General features: G+C 55.0%; 26 protein-coding genes and 1 tRNA gene. 12 read left to right on the top strand and 15 right to left on the bottom strand.

Translation table 11 applies throughout. The annotated features are described in order from the left end of the window. Positions 1-20: 20 nt before the first annotated feature. Positions 21-776: a cytochrome c biogenesis CcdA family protein gene (locus BC777_RS02680; protein WP_100366615.1), complete on the bottom strand. Its 756-nt coding sequence runs from the start codon at positions 774-776 to the stop codon at positions 21-23. Between the two features lie 106 nt (positions 777-882). On the opposite strand from BC777_RS02680, the gene BC777_RS02675 reads away from it, so the two are divergent. Continuing rightward, positions 883-1110 carry a sulfurtransferase TusA family protein gene (locus BC777_RS02675; protein WP_100366614.1) on the top strand — a complete coding sequence of 76 codons (228 nt, stop codon included), beginning with the start codon at positions 883-885 and terminating at the stop codon, positions 1108-1110. Here BC777_RS02675 and denD read toward each other — a convergent pair. Further along, positions 1089-2075 (bottom strand): D-erythronate dehydrogenase, encoded by a 987-nt coding sequence (gene denD / locus BC777_RS02670; protein ID WP_168769060.1) that lies wholly within the window; start codon positions 2073-2075, stop codon positions 1089-1091. The genes BC777_RS02675 and denD overlap by 22 nt on opposite strands. Next, positions 2057-4651, bottom strand: coding sequence for an Rne/Rng family ribonuclease (locus BC777_RS02665; RefSeq protein WP_100366612.1), 2595 nt, complete (start codon positions 4649-4651; stop codon positions 2057-2059). The genes denD and BC777_RS02665 overlap by 19 nt, the downstream gene beginning before the upstream one ends. A 499-nt stretch (positions 4652-5150) precedes the next feature. Between BC777_RS02665 and BC777_RS02660 the strand changes: the two genes are divergently transcribed. After that, positions 5151-5486, top strand: a complete 336-nt coding sequence (locus BC777_RS02660; RefSeq protein ID WP_100366611.1) for a hypothetical protein — start codon at positions 5151-5153, stop codon at positions 5484-5486. Positions 5487-5523: 37 nt separating this feature from the next. On the opposite strand, the gene BC777_RS02655 is transcribed toward BC777_RS02660, so the two are convergent. The 5 genes from BC777_RS02655 to purC are packed head-to-tail and all read right to left on the bottom strand — an operon-like array spanning position 5524 to position 10343. Then, the gene (locus BC777_RS02655) at positions 5524-6855 is read right to left on the bottom strand and encodes a sigma-54-dependent transcriptional regulator (RefSeq protein ID WP_100366610.1); all 1332 of its coding nucleotides are present in this window, start codon (positions 6853-6855) and stop codon (positions 5524-5526) included. An 11-nt stretch (positions 6856-6866) separates the two neighbouring features. Then, positions 6867-8618: a sensor histidine kinase gene (locus BC777_RS02650; protein WP_100367967.1), complete on the bottom strand. Its 1752-nt coding sequence runs from the start codon at positions 8616-8618 to the stop codon at positions 6867-6869. 47 nt (positions 8619-8665) lie between these two features. Next, entirely contained in the window at positions 8666-9334 is a 669-nt protein-coding gene (purQ, locus tag BC777_RS02645) for a phosphoribosylformylglycinamidine synthase subunit PurQ (protein WP_100366609.1), read from the bottom strand. Further along, positions 9334-9564, bottom strand: a complete 231-nt coding sequence (gene purS, locus BC777_RS02640; protein WP_100366608.1) for a phosphoribosylformylglycinamidine synthase subunit PurS — start codon at positions 9562-9564, stop codon at positions 9334-9336. The genes purQ and purS overlap by 1 nt, the downstream gene beginning before the upstream one ends. A gap of 14 nt (positions 9565-9578) precedes the next feature. Next, the gene (gene purC, locus BC777_RS02635) at positions 9579-10343 is read right to left on the bottom strand and encodes a phosphoribosylaminoimidazolesuccinocarboxamide synthase (RefSeq protein ID WP_100367966.1); all 765 of its coding nucleotides are present in this window, start codon (positions 10341-10343) and stop codon (positions 9579-9581) included. Between the two features lie 135 nt (positions 10344-10478). Here purC and BC777_RS02630 point away from each other — a divergent pair, with 135 nt between their 5' ends. Together BC777_RS02630 and bmt are read left to right on the top strand one after the other, a co-directional pair. Continuing rightward, entirely contained in the window at positions 10479-10793 is a 315-nt protein-coding gene (locus BC777_RS02630; protein WP_100366607.1) for a DUF1476 domain-containing protein, read from the top strand. A 154-nt stretch (positions 10794-10947) separates the two neighbouring features. Next, entirely contained in the window at positions 10948-11964 is a 1017-nt protein-coding gene (gene bmt / locus BC777_RS02625) for a betaine--homocysteine S-methyltransferase (protein WP_100366606.1), read from the top strand. Positions 11965-12014: 50 nt separating this feature from the next. Here bmt and BC777_RS02620 read toward each other — a convergent pair whose 3' ends face one another. Then, positions 12015-13097 (bottom strand): PA0069 family radical SAM protein, encoded by a 1083-nt coding sequence (locus BC777_RS02620; RefSeq protein WP_100366605.1) that lies wholly within the window; start codon positions 13095-13097, stop codon positions 12015-12017. Positions 13098-13231: 134 nt separating this feature from the next. On the opposite strand from BC777_RS02620, the gene BC777_RS02615 reads away from it, so the two are divergent. From BC777_RS02615 to BC777_RS02605, 3 genes are read left to right on the top strand one after another with little or no spacing between them, the layout of a single operon-like run. After that, a complete protein-coding gene (locus tag BC777_RS02615) occupies positions 13232-13939 on the top strand; it encodes a cobalamin B12-binding domain-containing protein (protein WP_100366604.1) in 708 nt (235 codons plus the stop codon). A gap of 50 nt (positions 13940-13989) precedes the next feature. Next, positions 13990-14184 carry a hypothetical protein gene (locus tag BC777_RS02610; protein ID WP_100366603.1) on the top strand — a complete coding sequence of 65 codons (195 nt, stop codon included), beginning with the start codon at positions 13990-13992 and terminating at the stop codon, positions 14182-14184. After that, on the top strand, positions 14181-14807 hold the full coding sequence (locus BC777_RS02605) for a DUF1638 domain-containing protein (RefSeq protein WP_100366602.1): 627 nt from the start codon (positions 14181-14183) through the stop codon (positions 14805-14807). Before BC777_RS02610 ends, BC777_RS02605 begins: the two co-directional genes overlap by 4 nt. 7 nt (positions 14808-14814) lie before the next feature. Here the strand turns inward: BC777_RS02605 and BC777_RS02600 are convergent, their stop codons facing one another. The 4 genes from BC777_RS02600 to purM all read right to left on the bottom strand — a co-directional run bounded on the left by BC777_RS02600 (position 14815) and on the right by purM (position 18160). Next, positions 14815-15225 (bottom strand): SufE family protein, encoded by a 411-nt coding sequence (locus BC777_RS02600; RefSeq protein WP_100366601.1) that lies wholly within the window; start codon positions 15223-15225, stop codon positions 14815-14817. A gap of 61 nt (positions 15226-15286) precedes the next feature. Further along, positions 15287-16444 carry a ribonuclease D gene (gene rnd, locus BC777_RS02595; protein ID WP_100366600.1) on the bottom strand — a complete coding sequence of 386 codons (1158 nt, stop codon included), beginning with the start codon at positions 16442-16444 and terminating at the stop codon, positions 15287-15289. Between the two features lie 79 nt (positions 16445-16523). Next, positions 16524-17120 carry a phosphoribosylglycinamide formyltransferase gene (purN, locus tag BC777_RS02590; RefSeq protein WP_100366599.1) on the bottom strand — a complete coding sequence of 199 codons (597 nt, stop codon included), beginning with the start codon at positions 17118-17120 and terminating at the stop codon, positions 16524-16526. Next, a complete protein-coding gene (purM, locus tag BC777_RS02585) occupies positions 17117-18160 on the bottom strand; it encodes a phosphoribosylformylglycinamidine cyclo-ligase (RefSeq protein WP_100366598.1) in 1044 nt (347 codons plus the stop codon). The genes purN and purM overlap by 4 nt, the downstream gene beginning before the upstream one ends. A gap of 127 nt (positions 18161-18287) precedes the next feature. On the opposite strand from purM, the gene BC777_RS02580 reads away from it, so the two are divergent. The 4 genes from BC777_RS02580 to BC777_RS02565 all read left to right on the top strand — a co-directional run bounded on the left by BC777_RS02580 (position 18288) and on the right by BC777_RS02565 (position 21986). After that, positions 18288-18364 (top strand) — tRNA-Ile (locus tag BC777_RS02580). Positions 18365-18382: 18 nt separating this feature from the next. After that, positions 18383-19507, top strand: a complete 1125-nt coding sequence (locus BC777_RS02575; RefSeq protein WP_100366597.1) for an NAD-dependent epimerase/dehydratase family protein — start codon at positions 18383-18385, stop codon at positions 19505-19507. After that, on the top strand, positions 19504-20673 hold the full coding sequence (locus BC777_RS02570; RefSeq protein WP_168769058.1) for a glycosyltransferase: 1170 nt from the start codon (positions 19504-19506) through the stop codon (positions 20671-20673). The genes BC777_RS02575 and BC777_RS02570 overlap by 4 nt, the downstream gene beginning before the upstream one ends. Before the next feature lie 104 nt (positions 20674-20777). Continuing rightward, entirely contained in the window at positions 20778-21986 is a 1209-nt protein-coding gene (locus BC777_RS02565; RefSeq protein WP_100366595.1) for an NADP-dependent isocitrate dehydrogenase, read from the top strand. 181 nt (positions 21987-22167) lie between these two features. Here BC777_RS02565 and BC777_RS02560 read toward each other — a convergent pair whose 3' ends face one another. Then, positions 22168-22980: a HupA family protein gene (locus BC777_RS02560; protein ID WP_100366594.1), complete on the bottom strand. Its 813-nt coding sequence runs from the start codon at positions 22978-22980 to the stop codon at positions 22168-22170. A gap of 300 nt (positions 22981-23280) precedes the next feature. Between BC777_RS02560 and BC777_RS02555 the strand changes: the two genes are divergently transcribed. Next, positions 23281-23913: a DUF4328 domain-containing protein gene (locus tag BC777_RS02555; RefSeq protein ID WP_168769057.1), complete on the top strand. Its 633-nt coding sequence runs from the start codon at positions 23281-23283 to the stop codon at positions 23911-23913. 136 nt (positions 23914-24049) lie between these two features. On the opposite strand, the gene BC777_RS19305 is transcribed toward BC777_RS02555, so the two are convergent. Continuing rightward, positions 24050-25087, bottom strand: a complete 1038-nt coding sequence (locus tag BC777_RS19305) for a transferrin-binding protein-like solute binding protein (protein WP_168769056.1) — start codon at positions 25085-25087, stop codon at positions 24050-24052. Positions 25088-25232 lie beyond the last annotated feature (145 nt).

The raw sequence follows: 25232 nt of genomic DNA, 5'->3' as shown, positions 1-25232 counted from the left end.
CGAATGCTTTGGGCGTCACGTTAACCGATTAAGGCCAGCGCTGGAAAGCGCTCAAGCAACCAATAACTGAATGCGGCAAATTGACCAGTCATCATCATCAGGCCAACAGTCCACAAAAGCAGGCCCGACACTTTTTCGATCCGATCCATATGGCGCTTCATCCATCCCATCACGCCTTTCAAGCGCGGGAAAAAGGCGGCAACCAACAAGAATGGGATACCAAGACCCAAGGCGTAGACCGCGAGCAGAACCGTACCGCGCGACACATTGGCCTCTGACGCTGCAAGGCTCAGGATCGCGCCAAGAATTGGGCCAAGGCAGGGCGTCCAGCCAAAAGCGAACGCCAGCCCCAGAAGATAGGCGCCAAAGGCCGATCCACCCTTATCGCCAGCATCAACGCGCAACTCGCGGTCCAGAAAGCCAATACGGAACACTCCGACAAAATGCGCGCCAAGGATCATGATCAGCCCACCCGCCACGACAATGAACCAATCCTGCACCTGCAACATCATCCGCCCCATTGTGGAAAACGCCAGTCCAAGAAGCAGAAAGATTGTGGATAGGCCAAGGACAAAGAACACGGCAGAGACAAACACGCGTTTGCGCGCGGTCTTGGTTTCTTCCATCTCACTGACTGACACACCGCCCATATAGGCAAGATAAGGCGGGACGACAGGCAATACACAGGGGCTTAGAAACGACAGAATACCGGCCAGCATCGCAATCAGCATTGCGGGCAGAAGTGCTGCATCAAAGATCAGGGCTGTATCAAGCATTCAGGTTGTCCTTTGCACCCTTCCTATGGCAGCCACGGCCATAGGTCACGGGCCATGATGTCACAACTTGGTGGACAAAATGTAACATCGCACCTAGGTCCATCGCATGACCTATGACGCTGATCTTGATGCCAAAGGGCTGCTATGCCCCCTGCCCGTTCTCAAAGCGCGCAAACGTTTGCAGGCACTGACCTCTGGTCAGGTTTTGCGCATGCTGGCGGATGATCCTGCGGCGGTGGTTGACGTGCCGCATTTTTGCGCGGAAGCCGGGCATGAATTGATCGGAACGCAAGAGGCGTCCGATGGCCAGCTTTACTTCATTAAAAAGGCCTGATCGAGGATCATATCCAGCCCCATGTCACCGCGAAAGCCGAGCGATTTGGCAAGGCTTGTATCAAATAGCGTGGGCCAAGTACCAACGATATCGATAATCCGTTGATCGGGCTTCATCTCGATCAGGTCAGCCGTGCTATCGCCTGCCCGCGCGCGCAATGCGGCGATCATGTCTGCGACCTGAACACGCAGACCCGGCACGTTGACGGCACCAAACATCGGCCAATCATCTTTTGCGACAGATTGTGCATGGCATAAGGCCGCGACTGCTGCATCAGGCGAGGCGACCCAAAGCGCCATGTCAGGATCAACAGGACAAATCGCAGGCATACCGCGCAACGGCTCACGAATAATCGCGGACGCAAAGGAAGATGCGGCAGCATTTGGTTTGCCCGGGCGTACTGTCACTGTGGGCAAGCGCAACGTTCTGGCATCGACCCAGCCGCGCCTGCGATAATCTGCCATCACCAATTCGGCCATCGCCTTGGTCACACCATAGGTGTTTTGCGGTTGGATTTCTGTGGCTTCGGTCAGCGGTTCTGTAGCGTCACAACCATAAACTGCTAAAGACGATGTACCGATGACGGGCACGCCCGGCACCACAGTTTTTGCCGCCTCAAGGATCGCGTTTGTACCGCCAAGGTTCACCTGCATACCAAGGTCATAACCCGCCTCGGCCTGCCCGCTGACGATAGCAGCAAGATGGTAGATCAGCACGGTATCATCCGGCATCGCGGTAAGCACAGCCGATCTGTCGGCGATATCGATGGCGTGAAAGCTGGTATTTGGCAGCGCCGGCACGAATGTGTTTGGCCGATCCCAAAGGTGGATTTCCGGCGCATCCAAAAACCGACCATCCGGCAGGCTCACACCATTTTCTGCGATGCGTTTGGCGAGGGCCGCGCCAAGAAAGCCGCAGCCCCCGGTAATAACAACGCAACCCGCCACTAGCGGCCCAACGACCACCAGCCTTTGCGTTTCGGCTTATCCGCCACAGGCGCGGCCTCGGTTGTAGGTTCCGGCGCGGGTGCTGGTTCAGATGCAGCGGGTGGTGCTTCGGCGACAACCTCCGCCGCCTCTTCAACCTTGGCTGCGTCCGCCTTGGGCTTGGCACGGCTACGGCGCTTGGGCTTTGGCTTTTCCTCAGCGGCAGGCGCAGGCGCTTCGGCCTCTGCCTGAACCGCAGGTGCGTCTTCCACAGGATCGGCTTTCTTGCGTCGGGTCCGCTTTTTCGGCGCAGGTTTTTCTTCCGCAACCTCTTCGGCAAGCTGTTCGTCAGCAGGGGCTGCCTCCTCAGCTGCAGGTTCGGCTTTCTTACGACGTGTCCGCGTGCGCTTTGGTTTTTCTTCCGGCGCAGGTGCCTCTTCCGTCACCTCCGCAGCAGTGACTTCTACAGCAGCCTCTTGCGGCTCCGCATCAGTTTTGGCGTCTTCCGTGTCAGCCGTTTGGTTCTGGTTGTCCCCATTTTGGTTCTCACCATTGCCACCGCCACCACGACGACGACGACGGCGACGACGCTTGCGTTTAGGCCGTTCTTCGCCTTCCGCAGCCTCGGCCGGGGCCTCATTCGCATCAACGATAATTCCGGCGTTTTCATCCTCATCATCGTCCATCATCACGGCAGAGGTCACTACGGGGGCCGCATCAGGGACCATCCGTGTCGCCGTCTTGAACTTATCAATCGCATAATCCGGGGACACCAGCGTCGGGTCGCATTCGATCCGCACAGACATGCCGTATCGCGCTTCGATATCGGCGATATGCTCGCGCTTGCCGTTCATCAGGAAGTTGGCAATCGTGATCGGTGCTTTGATCAGCACCTCTTTCGATCTTCCGCGCACGCCCTCTTCTTCCAAAGCACGCAGGATGGACAAGGAAACGTTGTCGTCCGACCGCAAGAGCCCGGTGCCATGGCAATGCGAACACATCTGTGTCGTGGCTTCCAACATGCCCGGGCGCAGACGCTGACGCGACATTTCCATCAGACCAAAGCCCGAGATACGGCCCACCTGAATACGGGCGCGATCTGTCTTGAGTTTTTCCTTGAAACGCTTCTCAACAGCCGCGTTATTGCGACGCTCATCCATATCGATAAAGTCGATCACGATTAGACCCGCAAGGTCACGCAAGCGCAACTGGCGTGCCACTTCATCAGCGGCTTCAAGGTTGGTCTTCGTCGCCGTCTGCTCAATCGAACCTTCTTTCGTCGCGCGGCCAGAGTTGACGTCGATCGCCACCAGCGCCTCGGTGATCCCGATCACGATATAACCACCTGATGGCAGCTGCACCGTCGGGTTGAACATCCCGTTCAGATAACCCTCGACCTGATAACGCGCGTAAAGCGGCAGTTGTTCGGTGTAGAATTTCACGTTCTTGGCGTGGGACGGCATGATCATTTTCATGAAGTCCTTAGCGGTACGATAGCCCGCCTCGCCTGCGACGATCACCTCATCAATTTCTTTAGAGTAAAGATCACGGATCGAGCGTTTGATCAGATCACCTTCTTCGTAGATTTTGGCCGGGGCCGTCGATTTTAGCGTCAATTCGCGGATTTGTTCCCACATGCGTTGCAGGTATTCATAATCGCGCTTGATCTCGGCCTTGGTGCGCTGCGACCCAGCGGTGCGGATGATCAGACCTGCGCCTTCCGGCACGGTCATGGAGTTCGCGATCTCTTTCAGTTTTTTGCGGTCGGCGGCATTGGTGATCTTGCGGCTGATACCACCGCCACGCGCGGTGTTTGGCATCAACACGCAATAGCGACCAGCCAATGACAGGTACGTCGTCAGCGCAGCACCTTTGTTGCCACGCTCCTCTTTCACCACTTGGATCAGCAGGATCTGACGGACGTTGATGACTTCCTGGATTTTGTACCGCTTGGGGCGCGGCTTGCGCACAGGGCGCACATCGTCTGAGTCGTCTTCTTCTGCGACACTTTCGATGGTGTCGTCTTTTGACTTGGGATCGGCCTTTGGCTGATCATCTTCGTCATCTTCATCTTCACCAGCGGCAGGCGTGTCTACAGGCGTCTCAGCGACCAGCTCCATGGGCGAGCTGCCCTCTTCGCTATCGTCAAGATCAATGGTTTCCATACCGGCGATATCGCCAGAGGTTTCATCCTCAGGCGTCTCAACCTCGGCCGTTACAACCGCGTCATCGCCCGCAACCTCGGCTGCTTTTGCCTTGCTGCGGCGGCGACGTTTTGGTTTTGGCTGTTCGTCTTCCGCGTCTGCTTCGGCCTTGAGGCTTTCGGCATAGGCTTTTTCTTCGGCGATCAGAGCTTCGCGGTCAGCGACCGGGATTTGATAATAATCGGGGTGGATTTCCGAAAAAGCCAGGAACCCATGGCGATTGCCGCCATAGTCAACAAACGCTGCCTGCAGCGATGGTTCTACACGTGTTACCTTGGCTAGGTAGATGTTGCCGGCAAGCTGACGCTTGAACTGGCTTTCGAAATCAAATTCTTCGACTTTGTTTCCGTCGACCACAACAACGCGGGTTTCTTCCGCGTGTGTGGCATCTATTAGCATTTTCTTTGGCATTTTGTCCGTTCGCACATAACCGCGGGGGCGCCCCTGGGGGCGCTGTTGTCCGTGTTACATGTCTGATTAAGGCGATCTGCGCGCGGGCCGTGCCAGCGCCCCTTGGGGCGGCTGCATTGTGCCTCATGTTCTGCGCGCTTTGCATCGCGTTTCTTCTCCGACCTCACCCAGTGGCGAAGCCCATTCATGGCCCGGTCGGTGGTATCACACGATCCGTGGCGTTCTCCTGATCCCGAGGGATCAAATCAGCTGTTAGCCTTGATATACACTCAAAAGCGCAACAGAGAAACTCTATCGGCTGTCACCGCGCAACTGCTGCGCGAGCATCCGTACCCAATACATAAGGGAGGAAGGGGTTGCATTACAATGGCAATTTCATCTGATGTGCGGATCAGAGCTTGCGACCACACCAGTCAAACCCGCTCTGGCACGGCGCCTACAATTTGACCTTCTATAGCGGTGACGGTTATGCCAATCCAATGTTACAGGATAAAAACCGATGAAATCGCCATTGATTAAAGGGATCGTCATTGGATTAACTGCGGTTGTCGCACTCGGTGCCGCTTTCGGACCTGCCATCGTTGGCGGGGTTTTGCCCGATCCCAACGACCCCAATGCGACCAGCAATTTCTGGATTGGGGTCGCTGCGGCTGCAATGGTAAGCGTTCTGGCGGCACGGATGATTGTATCGTTACTGAAGGATTTGCCCGGCCGCCGAGAAGATCAACAAGAGCGCGCAGAAGCTCGCCTTAAGAAAATTACCCTCGGTTTGAATGTCGCGCTCTTTGCAATCCCAATCACGATGCTGGCAGTCGCATACGTTGTCTACGTCTGACAACGTTGCAGCCCATCAAAACGACGCACCCAAAGCCCTACAAATAATCAGACCGCTGCAAGCCATACTTGGCCATCTTCTCGTTCAGCGTCCGGCGTGGCAGACAAAGCTCTTCCATCACTGACACGATTGATCCTTTGTGGCGACGCATGGTGTTGTCGATCAGCATCCGTTCAAAGGCTTCAACGAACTCCTTCAGCGGCTTGCCTTCGGTTGTCATCGCAGGCTTCATTTCTTCGGTATCAGCCATCAACAGCGACGCGATTGACCCGGTCCCGCGGCGATTCTGCAGCACAGCCCGTTCGGCCACATTGATTAATTGGCGCACATTGCCCGGCCATGGTGCTTGCAGCAATTGCGCGGCCTCTTGCGCGCTGACCTCAGGCGCATCACAACCGTATTCATCGGCAAACTGTTCACCCAGACGGGTAAAGAGCGTTAGAATATCTTCACCACGCTGGCGCAAAGGCGGCACCGTGATACGCAAGGCGGCAAGACGGTAAAACAAATCCGGCCGCAGCACGCTTTCGCAGGTTTGATCCTGCTCTTGCAGATTGCAAATCGCCACAATCCGCGTCTCTGCAGGGGTGCCCTGGTTATTGATGGCCGTCAGCAAACGCGCTTGCAGCGAATGGCTCAGCGCTTCGATATCCTCAAGCACCAGCGTGCCGCCACGCGCTTCCTCCATCGCTGGGATCGGCTCATCATCATTGGTCGGACCAAAGATGATACGGCTCAGGGTTTCTTCGTCATAGGCTGAACAGCTGAGCAGGACAAATTTCTTGCTGGCACGCGCACCCACAGCATGCAGCGCATGAGCGACCAACGTTTTCCCGGTCCCGGTCTCACCTTCGACAAGCACATGACCATCAGCCTGCCCCAGATCAAGGATATCTTCTTTCAAGCGTTCCATAGGGGGCGACTGGCCGATCAGCTTCTTGATCAAGGCAGAGCCATCCGACAGTTCCTTGCGCAACGCACGATTATCAAGGGTCAGACGGCGGGCGGATGTGGCCTTTTTGGCCAGTTCGGTCATACGATCGGGGTTGAAGGGTTTTTCCAGAAAATCAAATGCCCCAACGCGCATCGCTTCAACCGCCATAGGCACGTCACCGTGACCGGTAATCATGATGACCGGTAAAGAGCTATCAACGCCTTTCAGCTTTTTGAGAAACTGCATCCCGTCCATGCCGGGCATCTTGATGTCGCTCACAACGATGCCGGGATAGTCGTTACCCAATCCTTTGAGCGCATCCTCCGCGGAGGCGAAGGTCTCGGTATCGAAACCGGACAGCGCCAACCACTGTGAAATCGACTGACGCATATCCTTTTCGTCATCAACAATTGCAATCTTCATGGCCTTACTCATGTTCGTCTTCCTTACTCTGCCGCGGCGACATCCTGCTTTATGGTTGGCAGTTGCACCTCGAATATAGCCCCGCCATCAACCGCATTGCGTGCAGTCAGGCGCCCGCCCAAATCGTTCACGATGCCCGAAGAGATAGCAAGCCCAAGACCGACGCCATCACCAGGTTGTTTCGTTGTGTAAAATGGTTCGAATAGATCATCTAGGTTTTCGATGCCTTCACCGTTGTCACGAATCTGAATGCTGACTGTGTCACCGGCGGCCAGCAAAATCTCTATGGTTGGATTGGCAGCCGTCTTTGTCGCGTCCAATGCATTGCGCAAGAGGTTGATAATGACCTGTTCCAGCCGCAGCCTATCACCCATGATCATCACCGGCTCATTGGGTAATGTACGGACAATATTGACGTCGCGCGTTTTCAATTGTGGCTCCATCAGTGCAAGTGCCGTGGACACCGCAGCCCTTGTATCTACAGGCTCAAACGCCTCTGAGCCCTTGCGCGCGTAAGACTTCAACTGGCGCGTAATGGCACCCATCCGCTCTAACAGGTCATCAATGCGCTGGAAGGATGACAGCGCCTCTTCTGGTCGGTCGCGTTGCAACAGCAACCGCGCGCCAGCAAGGTAGGTTTTCATTGCAGCGAGAGGCTGGTTCAACTCGTGGCTGACGGCGGCCGACATCTCGCCCAAAGCCGCCAGTTTCGATGATTGCGCGATGGTCTGTTCGGCCACTTCGAGGGTCTTTTCGACCTTTTCACGTTCGGCGATTTCCCGCTGTAGCCTGCGGTTCAATGCGCGAAGCTCTGCTGACTCGCGTTGAAAGAACACCAGACGCGACGCGGTACGCCGCGATGTCGTCCAAAAGAGAAGCGCCAGAAGGATTGCGAATCCCATCACCTCTAGCGCCAGAATCCCGTTCACCCGCTCACGCACGGAAGCATAGGTGGTAAAATTCACCATGCGCCAGCCTTGATGTGGCACCCGCATTTCCTTGCGCAATACGGCCTCACCCCGCAAATAGGCATCCGCTGGCAGTGCGGCCCAGCCTTGGGTTGCGCGGATCGCGCGCTCAATTGCGGATGGGGCGGATTGACGGGCCAGCGCGTCTTCCTCGACCAGACCACGCCAACGGGGTTCGGTTGCCATGATGATCGTGCCTTCGCTATCCATCACGAGCACAGCGTCAGACACACCCGCCCAGCCGCGCTCCAGCCGCTGTCCGTCCACCTCCACCATGATGACACCAAGCAAGTTGTCCCCTACCTCGATCCGGCGGGAATAGACGTATGAATACGCACCGTCGTCATTCAGGTAGGTGGTGTAAACGGTCTGGTTGATACGCAGGGCATCCACGAAATAAGGGGTATTGCGATGAACCGCGCCGATTTCATTTCGGTCCGTCGCCGCAACCGCCCGCCCGTCCCGGTCAAGCAAGGTTAGCGACGCCGCCCCGATTTCATCAACAAAAGACAGCAACCGCGCGGTTGATTGTGAATAGTTGTTGCCTTCCAAAGCGTTGATCAGTTCTGGATCACGCGACAGCAGCTGCGGCACAACCGAGTTACGCTGCAATTCATTCATCAAGTTGGTCACATAGAGCGCCAAGCGCACTTCTGAACGATTACTGATCGTCTCGGTAAACCGCTGGGTCAGAAGTTGATTTGAGACATAAATGACAATGACCGCAAGAAGGCTGATCACAAGCACAGCAAGGCGCAAGTACCACCTGCCCCGGCTCTTGTTTCTAGATCTCTTTGCAAACCCCATCATGCGGATAGTCTAGGCGGACAGTGAATTTGCGGCAAGCAAGCAGATCAGGCCTGCGCGAACTGCCCGACTAACCCGCGGAAAAGCGCCTGCCCGTCAGTGCCGCCGTGGCCTTCGTCAACGGCACGTTCCGGGTGCGGCATCATGCCAAGGACACGACGGTTCTCAGACAGGACACCCGCAATGTCCGCAACAGACCCGTTCGGGTTATCACCATAGCTAAAAGCGATGCGGTCCTCTGATGTGAGCGTTGCCAGCGTGGCGTCATCAACCGTGTAGTTGCCATCGTGATGGGCGACAGGATAGCCTACCAGATCGCCCGCATTATAGCCTTCAGTGAACGCCGAGGCGGAAGTTTCCACCTTCAGATCAACTGTTTTGCAGATGAACTTAAGGTTTGCATTGCGCATCAAAGCACCGGGCAAAAGGCCCGTTTCCGTCAAAACCTGAAACCCGTTGCATACACCAAGGACATACCCGCCGCGATTTGCGTGGGCTACAACTGCCTTGCAAATGGGGGATTGAGCGGCAATCGCACCACAGCGCAGATAATCCCCAAAGGAAAATCCGCCCGGCACGGCAACCAGATCAACGCCATCGGGCAGACTTGCATCCTTGTGCCAGACCATGCTGACATCAGCGCCAGCCGCTCTCAGCGCCACAGCCATATCGCGATCGCAGTTTGATCCGGGAAAGACAATGACGGCGGCGCGCATCACAGCACCTCCACGCGGTAGCTTTCAATCACTGTATTGGCGAGCAGCTTTTCACACATCTCACCAATTGTGGCCTCTGACGTGCCATCGGCCAGATCCAGTTCAATCACCTTGCCCTGTCTGACACCTTCAACCCCATCAAAACCAAGGCTGCCAAGGGCATGGCGTACAGCCTCCCCCTGTGGGTCCAGAACACCGTTTTTCAACATCACATGTACACGGGCTTTCATAGGGTCGTCGTCCTTTAGTTGATCAAGGTGGGTTTGGCAGCCGCGTGTGTTACATTGGATGGCATGACACCCAGACGCTTGGCCACTTCGGTATAGGCGTCGGTCAGATTGCCCAGATCGCGGCGGAACACGTCTTTGTCCAGCTTCTGACCTGTTTCGATGTCCCACAAACGGCAACTATCGGGACTAATCTCATCGGCCAAAATTAAGCGCTGGAAGTCATTGTCCCAGACGCGGCCAATCTCGATCTTGAAATCGACCAGTTTGATGCCAACGCCATACATAACACCGGACATCCAGTCGTTCACGCGCAGCGCGAGGCTGACGATATCGTCCATTTCCTGCTGCGAGGCCCATCCGAATGCAATGATGTATTCCTCGGGAACCAGCGGGTCACCAAGGCTGTCGTCTTTATAGGAAAACTCGACAACCGGGCGCGGTAAGGCGGTGCCCTCTTCCATGCCCATACGCTTTGCCATGGTGCCGGCGGCAAAATTGCGCACGATCACCTCAAGCGGAATAATCTCGGCCTGACGGATCAACTGCTCGCGCATGTTCAGGCGTTTGATAAAATGCGTAGGGACTCCCAGGTTGCCAAGGCCGGTCATGAAGAACTCCGACAGACGGTTATTCAACACGCCCTTGCCTTCAATGACTTCTTTCTTCTCGGCGTTGAAAGCGGTCGCATCATCCTTGAAATACTGGACAAAAGTACCTGGCTCAGGGCCTTCATACAGAACTTTTGCCTTGCCTTCGTAAATCTTCTTACGGCGTGCCATGCTGACCCCTTGCCCCGTGCGCGCAACCCCAATCGGACTGCTTATATGCGCGTCATAGTGCAAGCCCCCCTTGCGGGCAAGCACCGGGATGGGCATATCATAAACAACAGATGTTCCAATCAAGAGGCCGAACCCATGAGCACCTTTGACGATCGCGAAAATGCGTTTGAAAACAAATTCGCCCACGATGCAGAAATGCAGTTCAAAGCGGACGCAAGACGTAACAAATTGCTTGGGCTTTGGGCAGCAGAACTATTGGGCAAATCAGGCAGCGATGCAGAAGATTACGCCAAAGAAGTGGTCAAGTCCGACTTCGAAGAGGCAGGCCACGAAGACGTTTATCGTAAGGTTTCTGGCGACTTGGGCAATAAAGCCGATGAGGCCACGATCCGCGCCAAGATGGCTGAACTGATGGCAGAAGCCAAAGCGCAACTGATGGACGAAGTCTAGGACGACATATACCTGACAGGTAAAGCAATCAAAACCGCGCTCATCAAGCGCGGTTTATCACTTTTTTGCATAATGAACATGTAAGGTTTGCAATTGCACAAGACGTCGAGACGTGAGAACCGACGCCCATATTTATGACCATCAGGAACCAGCCATGACCAATGCCCTTTCAACCCTGCTTGAAACACGCGATTGGTTGATGGCGGACGGTGCCACAGGCACGAACCTGTTTAACATGGGTCTGATGTCTGGTGACGCACCCGAGATGTGGAACGTCGATGAAACCTCCAAGATCATCGCCCTTTACAAAGGGGCGGCTGATGCAGGAAGCGATATTTTCCTGACGAACAGTTTTGGCGCGAACGCATCACGGCTCAAGCTGCACAGCGCTGAAGGGCGTGTGATAGAGCTGAATAAAGCGGCAGCTGAACTGGGGCGCGAGGTCGCTGATGCGTCCGGTCGGTCTATTGTGGTGGCAGGCTCTGTCGGACCAACGGGCGAGATCATGGCCCCCATGGGCAGCCTGACCCACGAAATCGCGGTTGAAATGTTTCACGAACAGGCCGAGGGCCTCAAGGCGGGCGGCGCAGATGTGCTCTGGGTTGAAACGATCAGCGCAGCCGAAGAATTTGCCGCCGCCGCCGAAGCATTCGCATTGGCCGACATGCCTTGGTGCGGCACAATGAGCTTTGACACCGCAGGCCGCACTATGATGGGGCTGACCTCTGCCGATATGGTCAAGAAGGTGAGCAAGCTGGCGCATCAGCCACTTGGATTTGGCGCAAACTGCGGCGTGGGCGCATCTGATTTGCTGCGTACCGTTCTGGGGTTTGCCGCTGGTGGTCCAACGCTGCCGATCATCGCAAAGGGCAATGCGGGTATCCCAAAGTATCACGATGGTCATATCCATTATGATGGCACCCCTGCCCTGATGGCCGATTATGCTGTGCTCGCGCGCGACTGCGGGGCCAGAATTATCGGCGGGTGCTGTGGCACAACGCCCGAACATTTGCGCGCCATGCGCGATGCACTGGAAACCCGACCCAAAGGTGCCGCACCCACGCTCGATACTATTGCAGCAGCGCTCGGCGGCTTTTCCTCTGCATCCGACGGCACAGATGGTGCAGGCCCCGAAGCATCCCCGCGCCGTGGCAGACGGCGGCGCTCTTAGGGTCCTGACCTTAAAGTCAGTTGGATAGGCCCTTGCCAACAGGCCCAAGTTCAAAAAAGCGCAAGCTGATCACCCGGTGCCGCTGGTTTTGCAAAAAGATCGATACGCAAAGGCGGCAGTGACCTGTCCAAACCAAGCCTCTTTGTGGCCAGCTTGAACCGCTGTTGCATCATCGCAGCCCATTCGCCCTGCCCGACCATCCGTTTGCCGAAATCAGGATCGTAATCCTTGCCGCCATGCAATTCGCGCACCCGACCCATGACGCGCGCGGCCCGGTCGGGATAGTGTTCCGCCAACCAATCCCGAAACAACCCTGCGACCTCTCGCGGCAGACGCAGCATGATGGATGAAGCCGCGACGGCCCCTGCCTCTTTCGCGGCTGCCAGTATTGCCTCTAATTCATGATCGGTCAGCGCGGGCACCACCGGCGATACCATAACCCGCACAGGTATGCCTGCATCCGTCAAGCGCCGGATCGTGCGCAAACGGGCCGCGGGCATCGGCACCCGCGGTTCCATCGCGCGCGCGGTTGCGCAATCAAGCGTCGTGATTGAAATGCCAACGCGCACAAGGCCTTTCGCGGCCATCGGCGTCAGAATGTCAATATCTCGTTCAATCAATGTCCCCTTGGTGACGATCGCAACCGGATGGTTGAAATCACGCAGCACCTCCAACACCTCACGCATGATCTTGCGTGTTTTCTCGATCGGCTGATAGGGGTCTGTATTGGTGCCAAGCGCAATCATCTTTGGCGCATAGCGCGGATTTGACAGCTCTTTACGCAGCTGTGCCGCTGCATTCGGACGCGCAATCAGTTTCGTTTCAAAATCCAAACCCGGCGACAGCCCCAGGAACGCATGACTTGGGCGCGCATAGCAATAGATGCACCCATGCTCGCACCCGCGGTAAGGATTGATTGATCGATCAAAAGACAGATCAGGGGATGTGTTTTTGGAGATAACAGACCGGGCCATCTCGTCTGTCACTTCGGTGCGCAAGACGGGCAGTTCATCCTCTCGCTCCCAGCCGTCGTCAACGGCCTCTGCCCGCAGAATATCAAAACGCACGTCGGGGTTAGAGGCCGCCGCCCGCCCCGGCGTGCGGTACGGTTTCTGAAGTGGCAAATCATCCATAAACTTTATTAGAACAATTCAGGAACACAAGCAACGACAGGTCGGTCATGATCGTGGACGTGTCGGAAAATAACAGGTAGTTTGGGACAATTCAGCGCACTACTGCTTTTACAACTACTGCAAAGGCTTGGCCCATGTCCGACGAAGAAGATGACATCATCCTGTCCGAACTGAATGACGAAGACCTCGTCGCACAGATGTTTGACGACCTTTATGACGGGATGAAGGAAGAGATCGAAGAAGGTGTGAACATCCTTCTGGAACGCGATTGGGCCCCTTATCGTATCCTGACCGAGGCACTTGTTGGAGGCATGACCATTGTGGGCCATGACTTCCGCGACGGTATCCTCTTTGTGCCTGAGGTCCTACTCGCGGCCAATGCGATGAAGGGCGGCATGTCGATCCTCAAACCGCTACTGGCCGAAACCGGTGCGCCACGCGTTGGTAAGATGGTCATCGGTACCGTGAAAGGCGATATCCACGACATCGGCAAGAACCTTGTCTCAATGATGATGGAAGGTGCCGGTTTCGAAGTCGTCGATCTGGGGATCAACAACGCGGTCGAGGCTTATCTTGAAGCGTTGGAAACCGAACAGCCCGATATCCTTGGCATGTCTGCCCTGCTGACCACAACAATGCCCTACATGAAGGTCGTCATCGACACGATGGTCGAAAAAGGCTTGCGCGATGATTATGTCGTCCTTGTTGGTGGTGCGCCGCTGAACGAAGAGTTCGGCAAAGCCATTGGTGCCGATGCCTACTGCCGTGACGCGGCTGTTGCGGTTGAGACGGCTAAAACCTTTATGGCGCGCAAACATAACCAAGGTGCCGCAGCCGTTTGACCTTCAACAAGTGGCGTGGCGTTCTTATCTGATAATTTCAGGAGGATAACATGCCAATTGAACGACTGATCTTTCTTATTGTATTGGTGATCGCCGCAGCGGCGGCCACCATTGCTGTCGTGTTTGCTGTGCTTGGCACATCGTTGACGTCATCGGCGGTGGGCTTTTCCGTTCTCAGTCTTCTTGCCCTTTGTGCGTCTTTCGCATGGCGCAAGATCAGCACCCGCAAGCACGACCAGCCATGACCACCGACGCGACCCTGACGACCGAAGGGGTTGCGCCAAAAGGTGAAGGCCGTGTGCTGCTGATCGCCTGCGGTGCATTGGCCCGCGAAATTCTTGCGATCAAAACGGCCAATACTTTGGACCATCTTGATCTACAGTGCCTGCCAGCGATCCTGCACAACCATCCCGAACGGATTGTACCTGCTGTGCGTGACGCCGTCGCCAAGCATCGTGACGCCTATGATCAGCTTTTCGTGGTTTACGCTGATTGCGGCACAGGGGGTCAGCTGCAGGCTGCCTGCGCAGACATGGGCATTCAGATGGTCGCCGGCCCGCATTGCTATTCCTTTTTTGAGGGCAATGACATCTTTGCAGCGCACGATGAGATAACAGCCTTTTATCTGACGGATTTTCTGGTACGCCAGTTTGATGCTTTCGTCTGGGAGCCATTGGGGCTTGGGCGTCACCCCGACCTGCGGGATATGTATTTCGGAAGCTACGAAAAGTTGGTCTATCAGGCGCAGACCGACGACCCTGACCTGACTGAGAAGGCGCAAGATTGCGCCGCACGACTTGGCCTTGCGTTTGAACGGCGGTTCACTGGTTACGGCGATCTGAAAAAGGCACTGACGACAATTACTTGAAAAGGAATTACGAAGCCGACGCCGCCGTTTCGCGAATACGTTCTACCATCGCACGCAACCCGTTTGAGCGTTGCGCCGACAGGTGATCATTCAACCCTAACCGGCCCAACTCAGCCGCTGCATCAATCTTGCCGATCTCACTAACTGGTTGGTTGTCATAAAGCGCCACCAGCACCGCAATCAGCCCGCGCACAATCATGGCGTCGCTTTCGCCGCGAAAGGTGAACACATCGCCTTCAATCTTGGGTACGAGCCACACTTGGCTGGCGCAGCCGTCCACCTTGGTTGCAGGGACGCGCAAAGCGTCTTCGAGCGGGTCCATCGCCTTGCCCATGTCAATCACATGGCGATAGCGGTCTTCCCAATCGTCAAGGAATTCAAAGGTCTCGACAAGCTCTTCAAAGTCAGGATTAGCCATGGGATGTCCTAGGATTTTGCGCCTATTAAGGATGTAGGTCCCCTGCCCGCCAACGTCCAGATCAAAGCGCGACAGTCACAACCTTTTGGCCTTTCACAGCCAGTCCGACCTGTCCTTCGCAAAGCTGTAGCGCATCCTTGCCAAAGACCTCGCGCCGCCAGCCTTTCAACGCGGCCACATCCCGTTGACCGCTGGCCAACGCATCCAGATCGGCAGAGGTGGCGATCAGCTTGGGTGCGACTTCTGCATCATCCGTCTTGGCCTTCAGCAACACACGCAGCATATCGGCCAAGGCAGGGTTCACCTGCATTTTGGCGCGCGTGTTATCGACTTTGGGCATATCTTCGGGTCGGACAGCCATACCGGCCTTGATCGCCGCCAGAATACCAGCCGCGATGTCCCCCTTGCGCGCCTCGCGCAGTAACAAGCGAGAGCGTCCAAGATCTTTTTCAGACTGGGGTTTCGTTGATGCCAGTTCGACCAGCGCATCATCTTTGAACACACGGTTGCGCGGCACGTTACGTTCTTGCGCATAGGTTTCGCGAAACCGCGCCAATTCACGCACCATCGCCAGAAATTTGCCCGACTGCGTGCGGGTTTTGACCCGCTTCCATGCATTATCCGGGTCCGCCTGATAGGTTGCGGGGTCTTCCAATACCGCCATTTCTTCGGCGACCCATTTACTGCGGCCCGACTTGGCCAAACGATCTGACAGGTATTCATAGATATCACGCAGATGGGTGACATCCGCCACGGCATATTTAGCCTGCGCATCCGTCAGCGGGCGGCGCGACCAATCGGTAAAACGAGAGGATTTATCCAAATCTGACTTGGTGATCTTACGCACCAGCGTTTCATAGCCAACCTGTTCACCAAACCCGCAGACCATCGCGGCCACCTGCGTGTCAAACAGCGGTTCCGGAATGACACCCGCATCAACATAGAAAATCTCAAGATCCTGACGTGCCGCGTGAAAGACTTTCACAACGCCGTGGTCTTTGAAAAGATCGTAAAGCGGCTCCAACGACAACCCATCAACCAGCGGGTCGACCAGGACAGCATCCGCACCGTTTTCATCCTGGTAGGCCAGCTGCACAAGGCAAAGCTTGGAGTAATAAGTCCGCTCGCGTAGAAATTCTGTATCGACAGTCACATAGGCCCGTTTCGCGGCCTCTTGGCAGAATGCGGCCAAGTCTTCGGTCGTAGTGATTTTCTTCATGTCAGTCCGTCAGTATTCAAGAGCGTGTTAAGCGGTCTCGTACTGATAGGCGATTGCTGCAGCGATGGAAAGCGCAGCCTCAGGCGGGCAAAATCACCGGGGTCCGATCACCGCAAGCAAAACGCGCAAGCACAGCAGGATAAAGCGCATGCTCCAGCGGCAAAAGCCGGTCGGCAAGCGTCTGTGGCGTGTCATCCGGCTGCACCTTGATGCGCGCTTGCCCTAAAATCGGCCCATCATCCAAGGCAGCAGTGACCTCATGCACGGTGCAGCCATGCTCTGCATCACCTGCTTCAAGCGCGCGCGCATGGGTGTGCAACCCCTTGTATTTCGGCAAAAGCGAGGGGTGAATATTCAGCATCCGCCCATCCCATTTCTCCATAAACTGCGGCGACAAAATCCGCATAAAACCTGCAAGGCAGATGATATCCGGGCGCGCCGTCTCCAGGGCTTTTTGTAAAGCCGCTTCAAACCCGGTACGGTCTACCCCATAAGTCTCATGATCGATCGCCATTGTCGGAATATGCAAACCGCGGGCTTTGGCCAGCCCTCCGGCCTGCGGATTGTTCGACAGGACCAAAACAGGCCGGGCGGGATGATCACCGCACATGGATTGCGCCAAGGCGACCATATTTGATCCCCCGCCCGATATCAGGATCGCAACCCGTTTGGTCACAAAAGCGCACCTGTATAGCTGACGCCTTCGCCGCCCGTCACCATGCCCAATTGATGCACCGTTTCGCCTGCATCGGTCAAAACCGCGGACAGCACATCGGCTTGTGTTGCGTCGACCGCCAGCACCATCCCGATGCCTGCGTTGAATGTCTTCAGCAGCTCTGCTTCGGCCATGCCACCAGTCTTTGCCAACCAGCGAAACACCGGTGGTAGCTCCCAAGCATCCAGATCAACCTGCGCGCCCAAACCCTTGGGCAGAACCCGCGGCAAGTTTTCGGTGAGACCACCGCCGGTGATATGGGCCAGTGCATGCACACCGCCAGCGCGTACGGCAGCCAGCGCTTGTTTCACATATAAACGTGTCGGTGCCAGCAGGGCTGTGCCCAACGTACCGTCGGTAAAGGGCGCATCGTCTGCCCAAGCAAGGCCGGAAACATCCACGATGCGGCGCACAAGCGAATACCCGTTTGAATGCACCCCGTCAGATGCCAACCCAAGCAAGACATCGCCTTCTTGTACGCCTGCGGGCAGTTCCGTCCCGCGTTCCATCGCACCCACGGCAAAGCCGGCCAGATCGAAATCACCGGCGTGATACATGCCCGGCATTTCAGCCGTTTCACCACCGATCAGCGCGCAGCCAGAGGCCGCGCACCCCGCAGCAATACCTTCAATGATGCGGGTCGCCTGATCTAGTTCCAGCTTGCCGGTCGCAAAATAATCCAGGAAAAACAAAGGCTCTGCCCCTTGGCACACCAGATCGTTCACGCACATGGCAACCAGATCAATGCCGATCGTATCTACATTGCCTGTATCGATCGCGATCCGCAGCTTGGTGCCCACACCATCGGTTGCCGCCACCAGAACCGGATCAGTATAGCCTGCCCCCTTAAGATCGAACAGCGCACCAAAGCCGCCCAACCCCGCCATCACACCGGGGCGCGCCGTGCGCTTGGCCGCAGGCTTGATCCGTTCAACCAGCGTGTTGCCCGCATCAATATCGACACCTGCATCAGCATAAGTCAGGCCGTTCTCTTTGGTCATCGGGCAGCTCCTGTCGTGTTTGGCGTTCGTTACCGCATCGCTTTGCCAAAGGGAACAGGAATTGGAACGTGGTATCATTCCTCGCTTGACGCAACACACCGGTCTGATAATGCGATTGTCATCAAGGGGGCCTGTAGCTCAACTGGTTAGAGCAGAGCGCTCATAACGCTTTGGTTGCGGGTTCAAGTCCTGCCGGGCCTACCAACCTCTCCTTCTGTCATAATGGCTTGTAATCTTCTCATGTGTGGGGTGAAATCCAAAACCAGTGTTTATTTTGAGAGAGCATTTATGGTTAAGCAGAAAATTCTATGTGTCGGGGGCGCGGGCTTTATTGGTAGCCATATGTCCCACAAACTTGCAAATTCGGACAACTATTCGGTGGCACAAGCCGATATCTGGAGTGCCAAGCTCAAGATCCGGTTTGAGAACAAACCATTTGCCTTCCATCACATAGACATCAGTTCAGATGACGATGAACTCAGCGCCCTCGTGGCGGATCATGATATCATTTTCAATCTCGCCTCAAAAGCGTCGCCCCGGCTCTACGTTCAGGACCCGCTGGCAGTTGCAAAACTCAATTTGTTTGATGGCTCCAAGGTGATTGATGCCTGCGTCAAACATCGCAAAAAACTCGTTCATTTTTCGACGTCAGAGGTCTATGGCAAAGCGCTCGGCTCCACAGAGCCGTTTAGCGAAGATCTATCTAACTGCGTGACAGGTCCGATCAGAAACCATCGCTGGATCTATTCCACAACGAAACAACTGCTGGACCGAATGATATTCGCACATGGGCGCCAAAGCGGACTCAAATTTACCATTGTGCGCCCCTTCAACGTGGTTGGCCCGCTGATTGACCATGTGATGGTTGGCCCAGATGATGGCGCGCCACGGGTTTTCTCTTACTTCATGTCGGCGCTGATGAACGGAGAACCGTTGCGCCTTGTCGACGGCGGCAAGGCACTTAGAACCTTTATCCATGTGGATGACTTGGTGAATGCGCTGATCGCTATTCTGGACAATCCGGCCAAATCCAATGGTGAAATCTTCAATATTGGCACGCCCCAGAACGAGATCAGGATCGCTGATCTCGCAACACTGATGCGCGATATCTTTGCAGCAAATTTCGAGATGAGCAGCGTCCGTTCTGATATCGTCACGGTGGACGGGCAAGAGTTTTATGGCGAAGGCTTTGAAGATACCGAGCGGCGGATGCCAAACATCGACAAGATCAAGGGGTTGGGCTGGACACCAAGGATTATGCTCAAAGACCTGCTGGAAGATACGATGCGCTACACTTGGGAAAACCGGCACCGGCTGACCCAAGAAGCCATGGACGCGATGGAGTGAACAACGCCGCCCGCCCCCCGGTTTCGGTCATTGTGCCGGTTTTCCGCCACCAACCCTATCTGGAACCCGCATTACACAGTATTCTGGCGCTGGACTATCCCAAGCTGGAAATCATCATTCAGGATGATGCGTCACCAGATGATGCGTTCGACGTCGTCAAGCGCGTGACAGATGCCTATGACGGGCCTCACAGCATCAAGATTGGGAAGAACGACCAGAATCTTTCCATGGCGAATTTCAACGTTTTAATGCGCAAGGCCACCGCCGATTACATTGTCGCCGCACATGATGATGACATCCAATATCCCAACCGTATCTCTTTGATCATGGAAGCATTTCTTGCTCATGACGTCAGCATGGTAACGTCAAATGCGCGGCGCATAACAGCGGCAGGCGATGTCATCGGCCTTGATCGCGACAATGCCACCGACGCATTCTTTAATGCAGAAGAATTTGCGGCGACTGGTTGGACGCAGATGGTTTATGGTCCGGCGCTCAGTTGGCACCGCGAGGTATTCGACCAGTTCGGCCCCATTGATATCCGCGGCACCGCGAGGGCGTCCGACTGGATTATTCCCTATCGTGCATCACTCTTGAAAGGCGTACGCTACCTCAAGACACCGACATTCGACCGGCGGGTTCACGCAGCCAGCCGCGGGGCCATAGGACGCAACACCGATGATAATGATATTTTCGCTGTCGAAAACAATTCAGAGTCGGTCACGCAATTGATTTACATGCTGGAAACCACCAGCGATGCTCGCGACCTCAAGCGCATCACGCCGGCAGAACATGATCGGCTTGCTGCCAGCATTCAGGGATTAATCTTGAAGAAATGCAAGTTGCTCGCACGATCAAGGAACCGGCTGCATATGAAGAAACTTCGCGCCACGTGGATTAGCCATGCCAGCGGCCCTATAACAACCTCGGACGTACCGAACCTTGGCGCGGCCAGCCCGCAATTGACAATGCTAACTCCTGGGCGACTCACCAAAATGAGGGGAAAACTGGGCAGTCGGCGCGGGATCGTGAAGGCTCTAAAAGGGCCGCCTTGGTATGTGGTCGCGCTGAGAAAACCTTTTCAGGTGCGCTACTGGTTGCAAGTACGAAGCCTACAACGAGAATTCCGTACAAACAGCCGAGAAGCACCAGAAGCCAAAAGGTAGAATCGCCGACATGAGTCTTTTTGTATACAAATGCATACAGGGCTTTCCGTCGCGTCCATGATAGGCTATCTCAAAGTCAGATTCCCTTCGCCACGGAGACACGCATGTCCAAGATCAAGGTAGAAAACCCCATCGTCGAACTCGACGGTGATGAGATGACCCGCATCATGTGGCAGTTCATCAAAGACAAACTGATTCTGCCCTATCTGGACATTGATCTGCTTTACTATGACCTCGCGATGGAGGTCCGGGATGAGACGAACGACCAGATCACGATCGACGCCGCCGAAAAGATCAAGGAAATCGGCGTTGGCGTGAAATGCGCGACAATCACCCCCGATGAACAGCGGGTTGAAGAGTTCGGCCTCAAACAGATGTGGCGCTCGCCCAATGGCACGATCCGCAACATCCTTGGCGGCGTAGTATTTCGTGCGCCCATTATCTGCAAAAACGTACCCCGGCTTGTGCCCGGCTGGACCGATCCGATTGTGATCGGGCGGCATGCCTTTGGCGATCAATACAAGGCGACCGATTTCCTGATGCCGGGCCCCGGCAAACTGACGATGAAATTCGTCGGTGAAGATGGCACCGTGATCGAGAAAGAGGTCTTTGACAGCCCCGCCGCTGGTGTGGCGATGGGGATGTATAACCTTGATGCATCAATCATCGACTTCGCACGCGCGTCGTTCAACTATGGGCTGAACCTTGGCTGGCCTGTCTATCTGTCCACCAAGAACACAATCCTCAAGGCCTATGACGGGCGGTTCAAGGACCTGTTCCAGCAGGTCTTTGACGAAGAATTCAAAGACAAGTTCGACGAAGCCGGGATCGAATACCAGCACCGGCTGATCGATGACATGGTCGCATCAGCAATGAAATGGTCGGGCAAATTTGTCTGGGCCTGCAAGAACTATGACGGCGACGTGCAGTCCGATACGGTTGCACAAGGGTTCGGATCGCTTGGCTTAATGACCAGCCAGTTGATGACACCAGACGGCAAGATTGTAGAGGCCGAAGCGGCCCACGGCACCGTCACCCGTCACTACCGGCAGCATCAAGAGGGTCAGGCGACGTCCACCAACTCCATCGCTTCGATTTTTGCATGGACCGGCGGGCTCAAGCATCGCGCAAAGCTGGATGATAACGCGCAGTTGATGACATTTGCCGATACATTGGAAAAGGTGATCGTGGATACTGTGGAAAGCGGTTTCATGACCAAAGACCTTGCCCTGCTGGTTGGGCCCGATCAGGGGTGGCTGACGACGATGGGCTTTCTTGAGAAGATCGATGAGAACCTCAATAAGGCCATCTAAAGTGCGGTTGTTGATCCTGACACAGTAGAAAGAGGCAGCGCGCCATAAACCTAACAGCGCGGTAGGGTGTTGGTGAAAATGCAGATGAGGAAAAGGGCAGCGGTCGCTGCCCCAGAAGCCTTCTTACTGATAAGGGGGCCGGCTGCGCAATGTCGGCCGAGCCGGATTCATATGATTAGGGCTACTCTTCAGCGGTAAAAACGCCGACTTCCAAAAGCTCCGTTGAGCTACTATCGTGTTCAATCAGAACCGATCCAACGACCTCGGACCCATCCGAGCCGACAATCAAACCTGTATAATCACCATCAGTCGCGCTATCTTCGCTGGTAGCTGTTCCGCTAAACGCGCCATCGGAAATCGTGGATGTCTCAAAAAGGATATCCTCATAGCTACCTGACGCGTCTATACGTTCTCTATTGAAAATGCTGCCAGATATGGCGCTAGAATCTGCAAAACTTGCGGTAAGCTCGACGTCGCCTTCAATTATGGCCGTTGTCGTGTTGGTCGTACCTTCAACCCGAAACAGCAAGGCCCCGTAGTTGCCAGTGTATGTTATATCGCCCGATGTTGGCACCAAGGTTGAGCCAATTCTGAAGACATCGGCGGTAGCGGCATTCGCATCGGAGAAATCCACACCAAAGACTTGCGCTTGCCCTGACCCGCTCTCTGTTTCACCAAATATCGCGTAGTCTGGTCCACTAGATCCCCCGCTTGAAACTACCCTACGGGTAAAAACCCCAAACCCCTCAATCTCAAAATCATTTTCGCCGTCCGCAAAAAAGGTGAATGAGTTAGCATCATTCGATGCAATAAAGTTACCAAACTCACCGATCCTACCCGTCAAGCCAGCCTCGTTCAGCCCTTGTGACGCGCTCGTGGCGCCAACAGGCGTATCCCCGCCGCCACTGCCACCACCGTCCGAGGATGATGAGCCTCCGCAGGCGCTAATCATAACAAAAAGCCCAAGGGCCAGTGGTAACTTCTTGAGGGTCATTAATCGTGCTCCAAAACCAAGGGTTGTATTTCGTATAAGCTCTTAACCGACAACACACATCCTAAAAACACCAAACGCCGCACTTTTATTTACCCCGATGAAATCCGATACTTCGGGTCGGGTCCGATAAAGGCCCGTTGTCCATGATGGGGTTCCTTGAAAGCATAGATGAAAACCTGAATAAGGCGATTTAAGGCCACGTATTGCCCACAGGTCAGCGGCGTACCGCCTCACGTCTGCCATAGTTGAGTGTTTGTTAACCGTTCACACACCTGACCACCGCAGTGATTGGACCACACTTTGACAAACGACATCTTCACCGATCTCACAAAACCCGGTCGGCGCGCAGTTTGGGCCACCGGGGTCTTTGCTGCGTTGCAGGTCGCGTTTTCACTGGTTCACGTGTACCAAAACGGTGTGATCACCCGGTTCCTCGATGGTAGCGCCGATATCGGCGCATTAGAGCAAAGTGATACAATCGTCGGCTATACCGCAATCGCATTTATGGCGACCTTGTTGATTGCCATTATAATCAATGGTCGTTTTATATATCTGGCAAGCCGCAACGCGGCCGCGATCCATTTTGACCCCGACGCAATTAAACCCGGATGGGCGGTTGGCTGGTATTTCGTGCCATTTGCCAACCTGTGGATGCCATTTACAGCAATGAAACAAACATGGGCACGCCTGATCCCATCCGAAGGCGGGACACCATTGTTGCTTCCGCTTTGGTGGTTCTCTTGGATCGGTATGAATTTTTACGATGGTTTTACCTCAAACCAATCAACGCCCAATGCCCTGCCAGACTATATTGCGTATAATCAGAGCGTCATCATCTCAGGCTTTCTCTGGCTCATTCCATCGGCATTTTTTATCACCATCATCCGCAGGTTGGCTCAGGCTGAACACAATCCGGCAGAGGTTTTTGCCTAGAAGCCAAGCAATCGCACAGTTGGCTGTGAACTGTCGCGTCGCATAAGAACAGGACAGACCTAATAACAAAGGGGCAGCAAAAGCTGCCCCTTCAATTATTGCGTGCAAGCCAAGCCGACGACATGCACCAAGAGCATTATTCCACTTCTTGTTCTGCGACAAAGCCGCCGCCGCCAACAAGGCGTTCACCGTTGCCTTCATCGTCAAAGCCCGACAGGTCAAACTCGGCAAGACCGGCTACTTCTGCGGCATCTACGCCGAAGAAAGCCCCACCGACTTGCGCTGTCCCGCTGCATGACGTGACAGCTTCGCCGCAGGATACACCGGTATTCGATGTTTCAAAACCATTTCCCACGATGTCCACGTCATCAAATTCAACACCAAAAGATGCGCCATCATATGTTCCGATTTCCAATTCACCGCCCAACGACATGTCGCTAAAGCTCGCTTCGATGGATACGTCACCAAAAACCTGAACGGGTTGTCCATCGGCCAGAATTGGCTCATCGTTGCTATCCAAACGTGTTGCCGCGCCAAGGAAATCTCCTTGATAAAAGACGCTACCCCCGTCTGGTGTTGCGCCCAAAGCAACCAGATCATCGGGATTGGTCTCAAGACCAGCAATAACATGGCCGAAACCGACTAATTCTTCTTCATCAGTAAATTCGAAGAATTGCACGAGGGCTACATTCTCTTTAGCACGCGCATCAGCCGGGATAGGAAAGAAAGGCAGTTCGGACAGATCAATGCTCTCGGTCGACTCATCCTCGACAACTTGCGCGATATCAACTTCAACCTCTTCTCCGGCATAAGTAACTGCCAGCGTGAAATCGAATTCCTCAGGACCTGTCCGTGTGAGTGTCACTGTTTCATCGGTGACCTGAACTGCTGGTGCAGAACCGCCCTCAGGTGCGATGACACGCAGCAGGCTCAATGTGACAACCGCACTTTCACCTACCTCCAGGTCGTCAACCTGATCAAGCACCTCTTCGAATGCACCCTCAAGCCCACCTTCGCTTGCAAAGGGCAGGCCGTTACGGGCTTCTTCCGTGCTCGTGGTGCCCAGATTGAGAGAGTTGCGGGTGACGTCGCTATCACTCCCTCCGCTGCTGCAAGCAGCGGTAAGGGCCAGCCCCATGCCGATAAGCCCAAATTTCCGGTAAGTACGAATCATGTCAATCTCCAAATTAGTTAATAGAATATTAATCACCTCGAAATAGGCCCGGAGTGTGGCCCATCTTCCGTTAAAAATTTTGTATATAAGGCTTATTTGTGACGGGACGTGTGATTAGTCGTGTGAGTGAGATGCACGCTCAGCG

Origin of the sequence: Yoonia maricola, from assembly GCF_002797915.1 — a bacterium.
Classification (GTDB): Bacteria; Pseudomonadota; Alphaproteobacteria; order Rhodobacterales; family Rhodobacteraceae; genus Yoonia; species Yoonia maricola.
The sequence above is the reverse complement of the archived record's forward strand: the minus strand, read 5'-3'. Positions and strand labels throughout refer to the sequence as shown.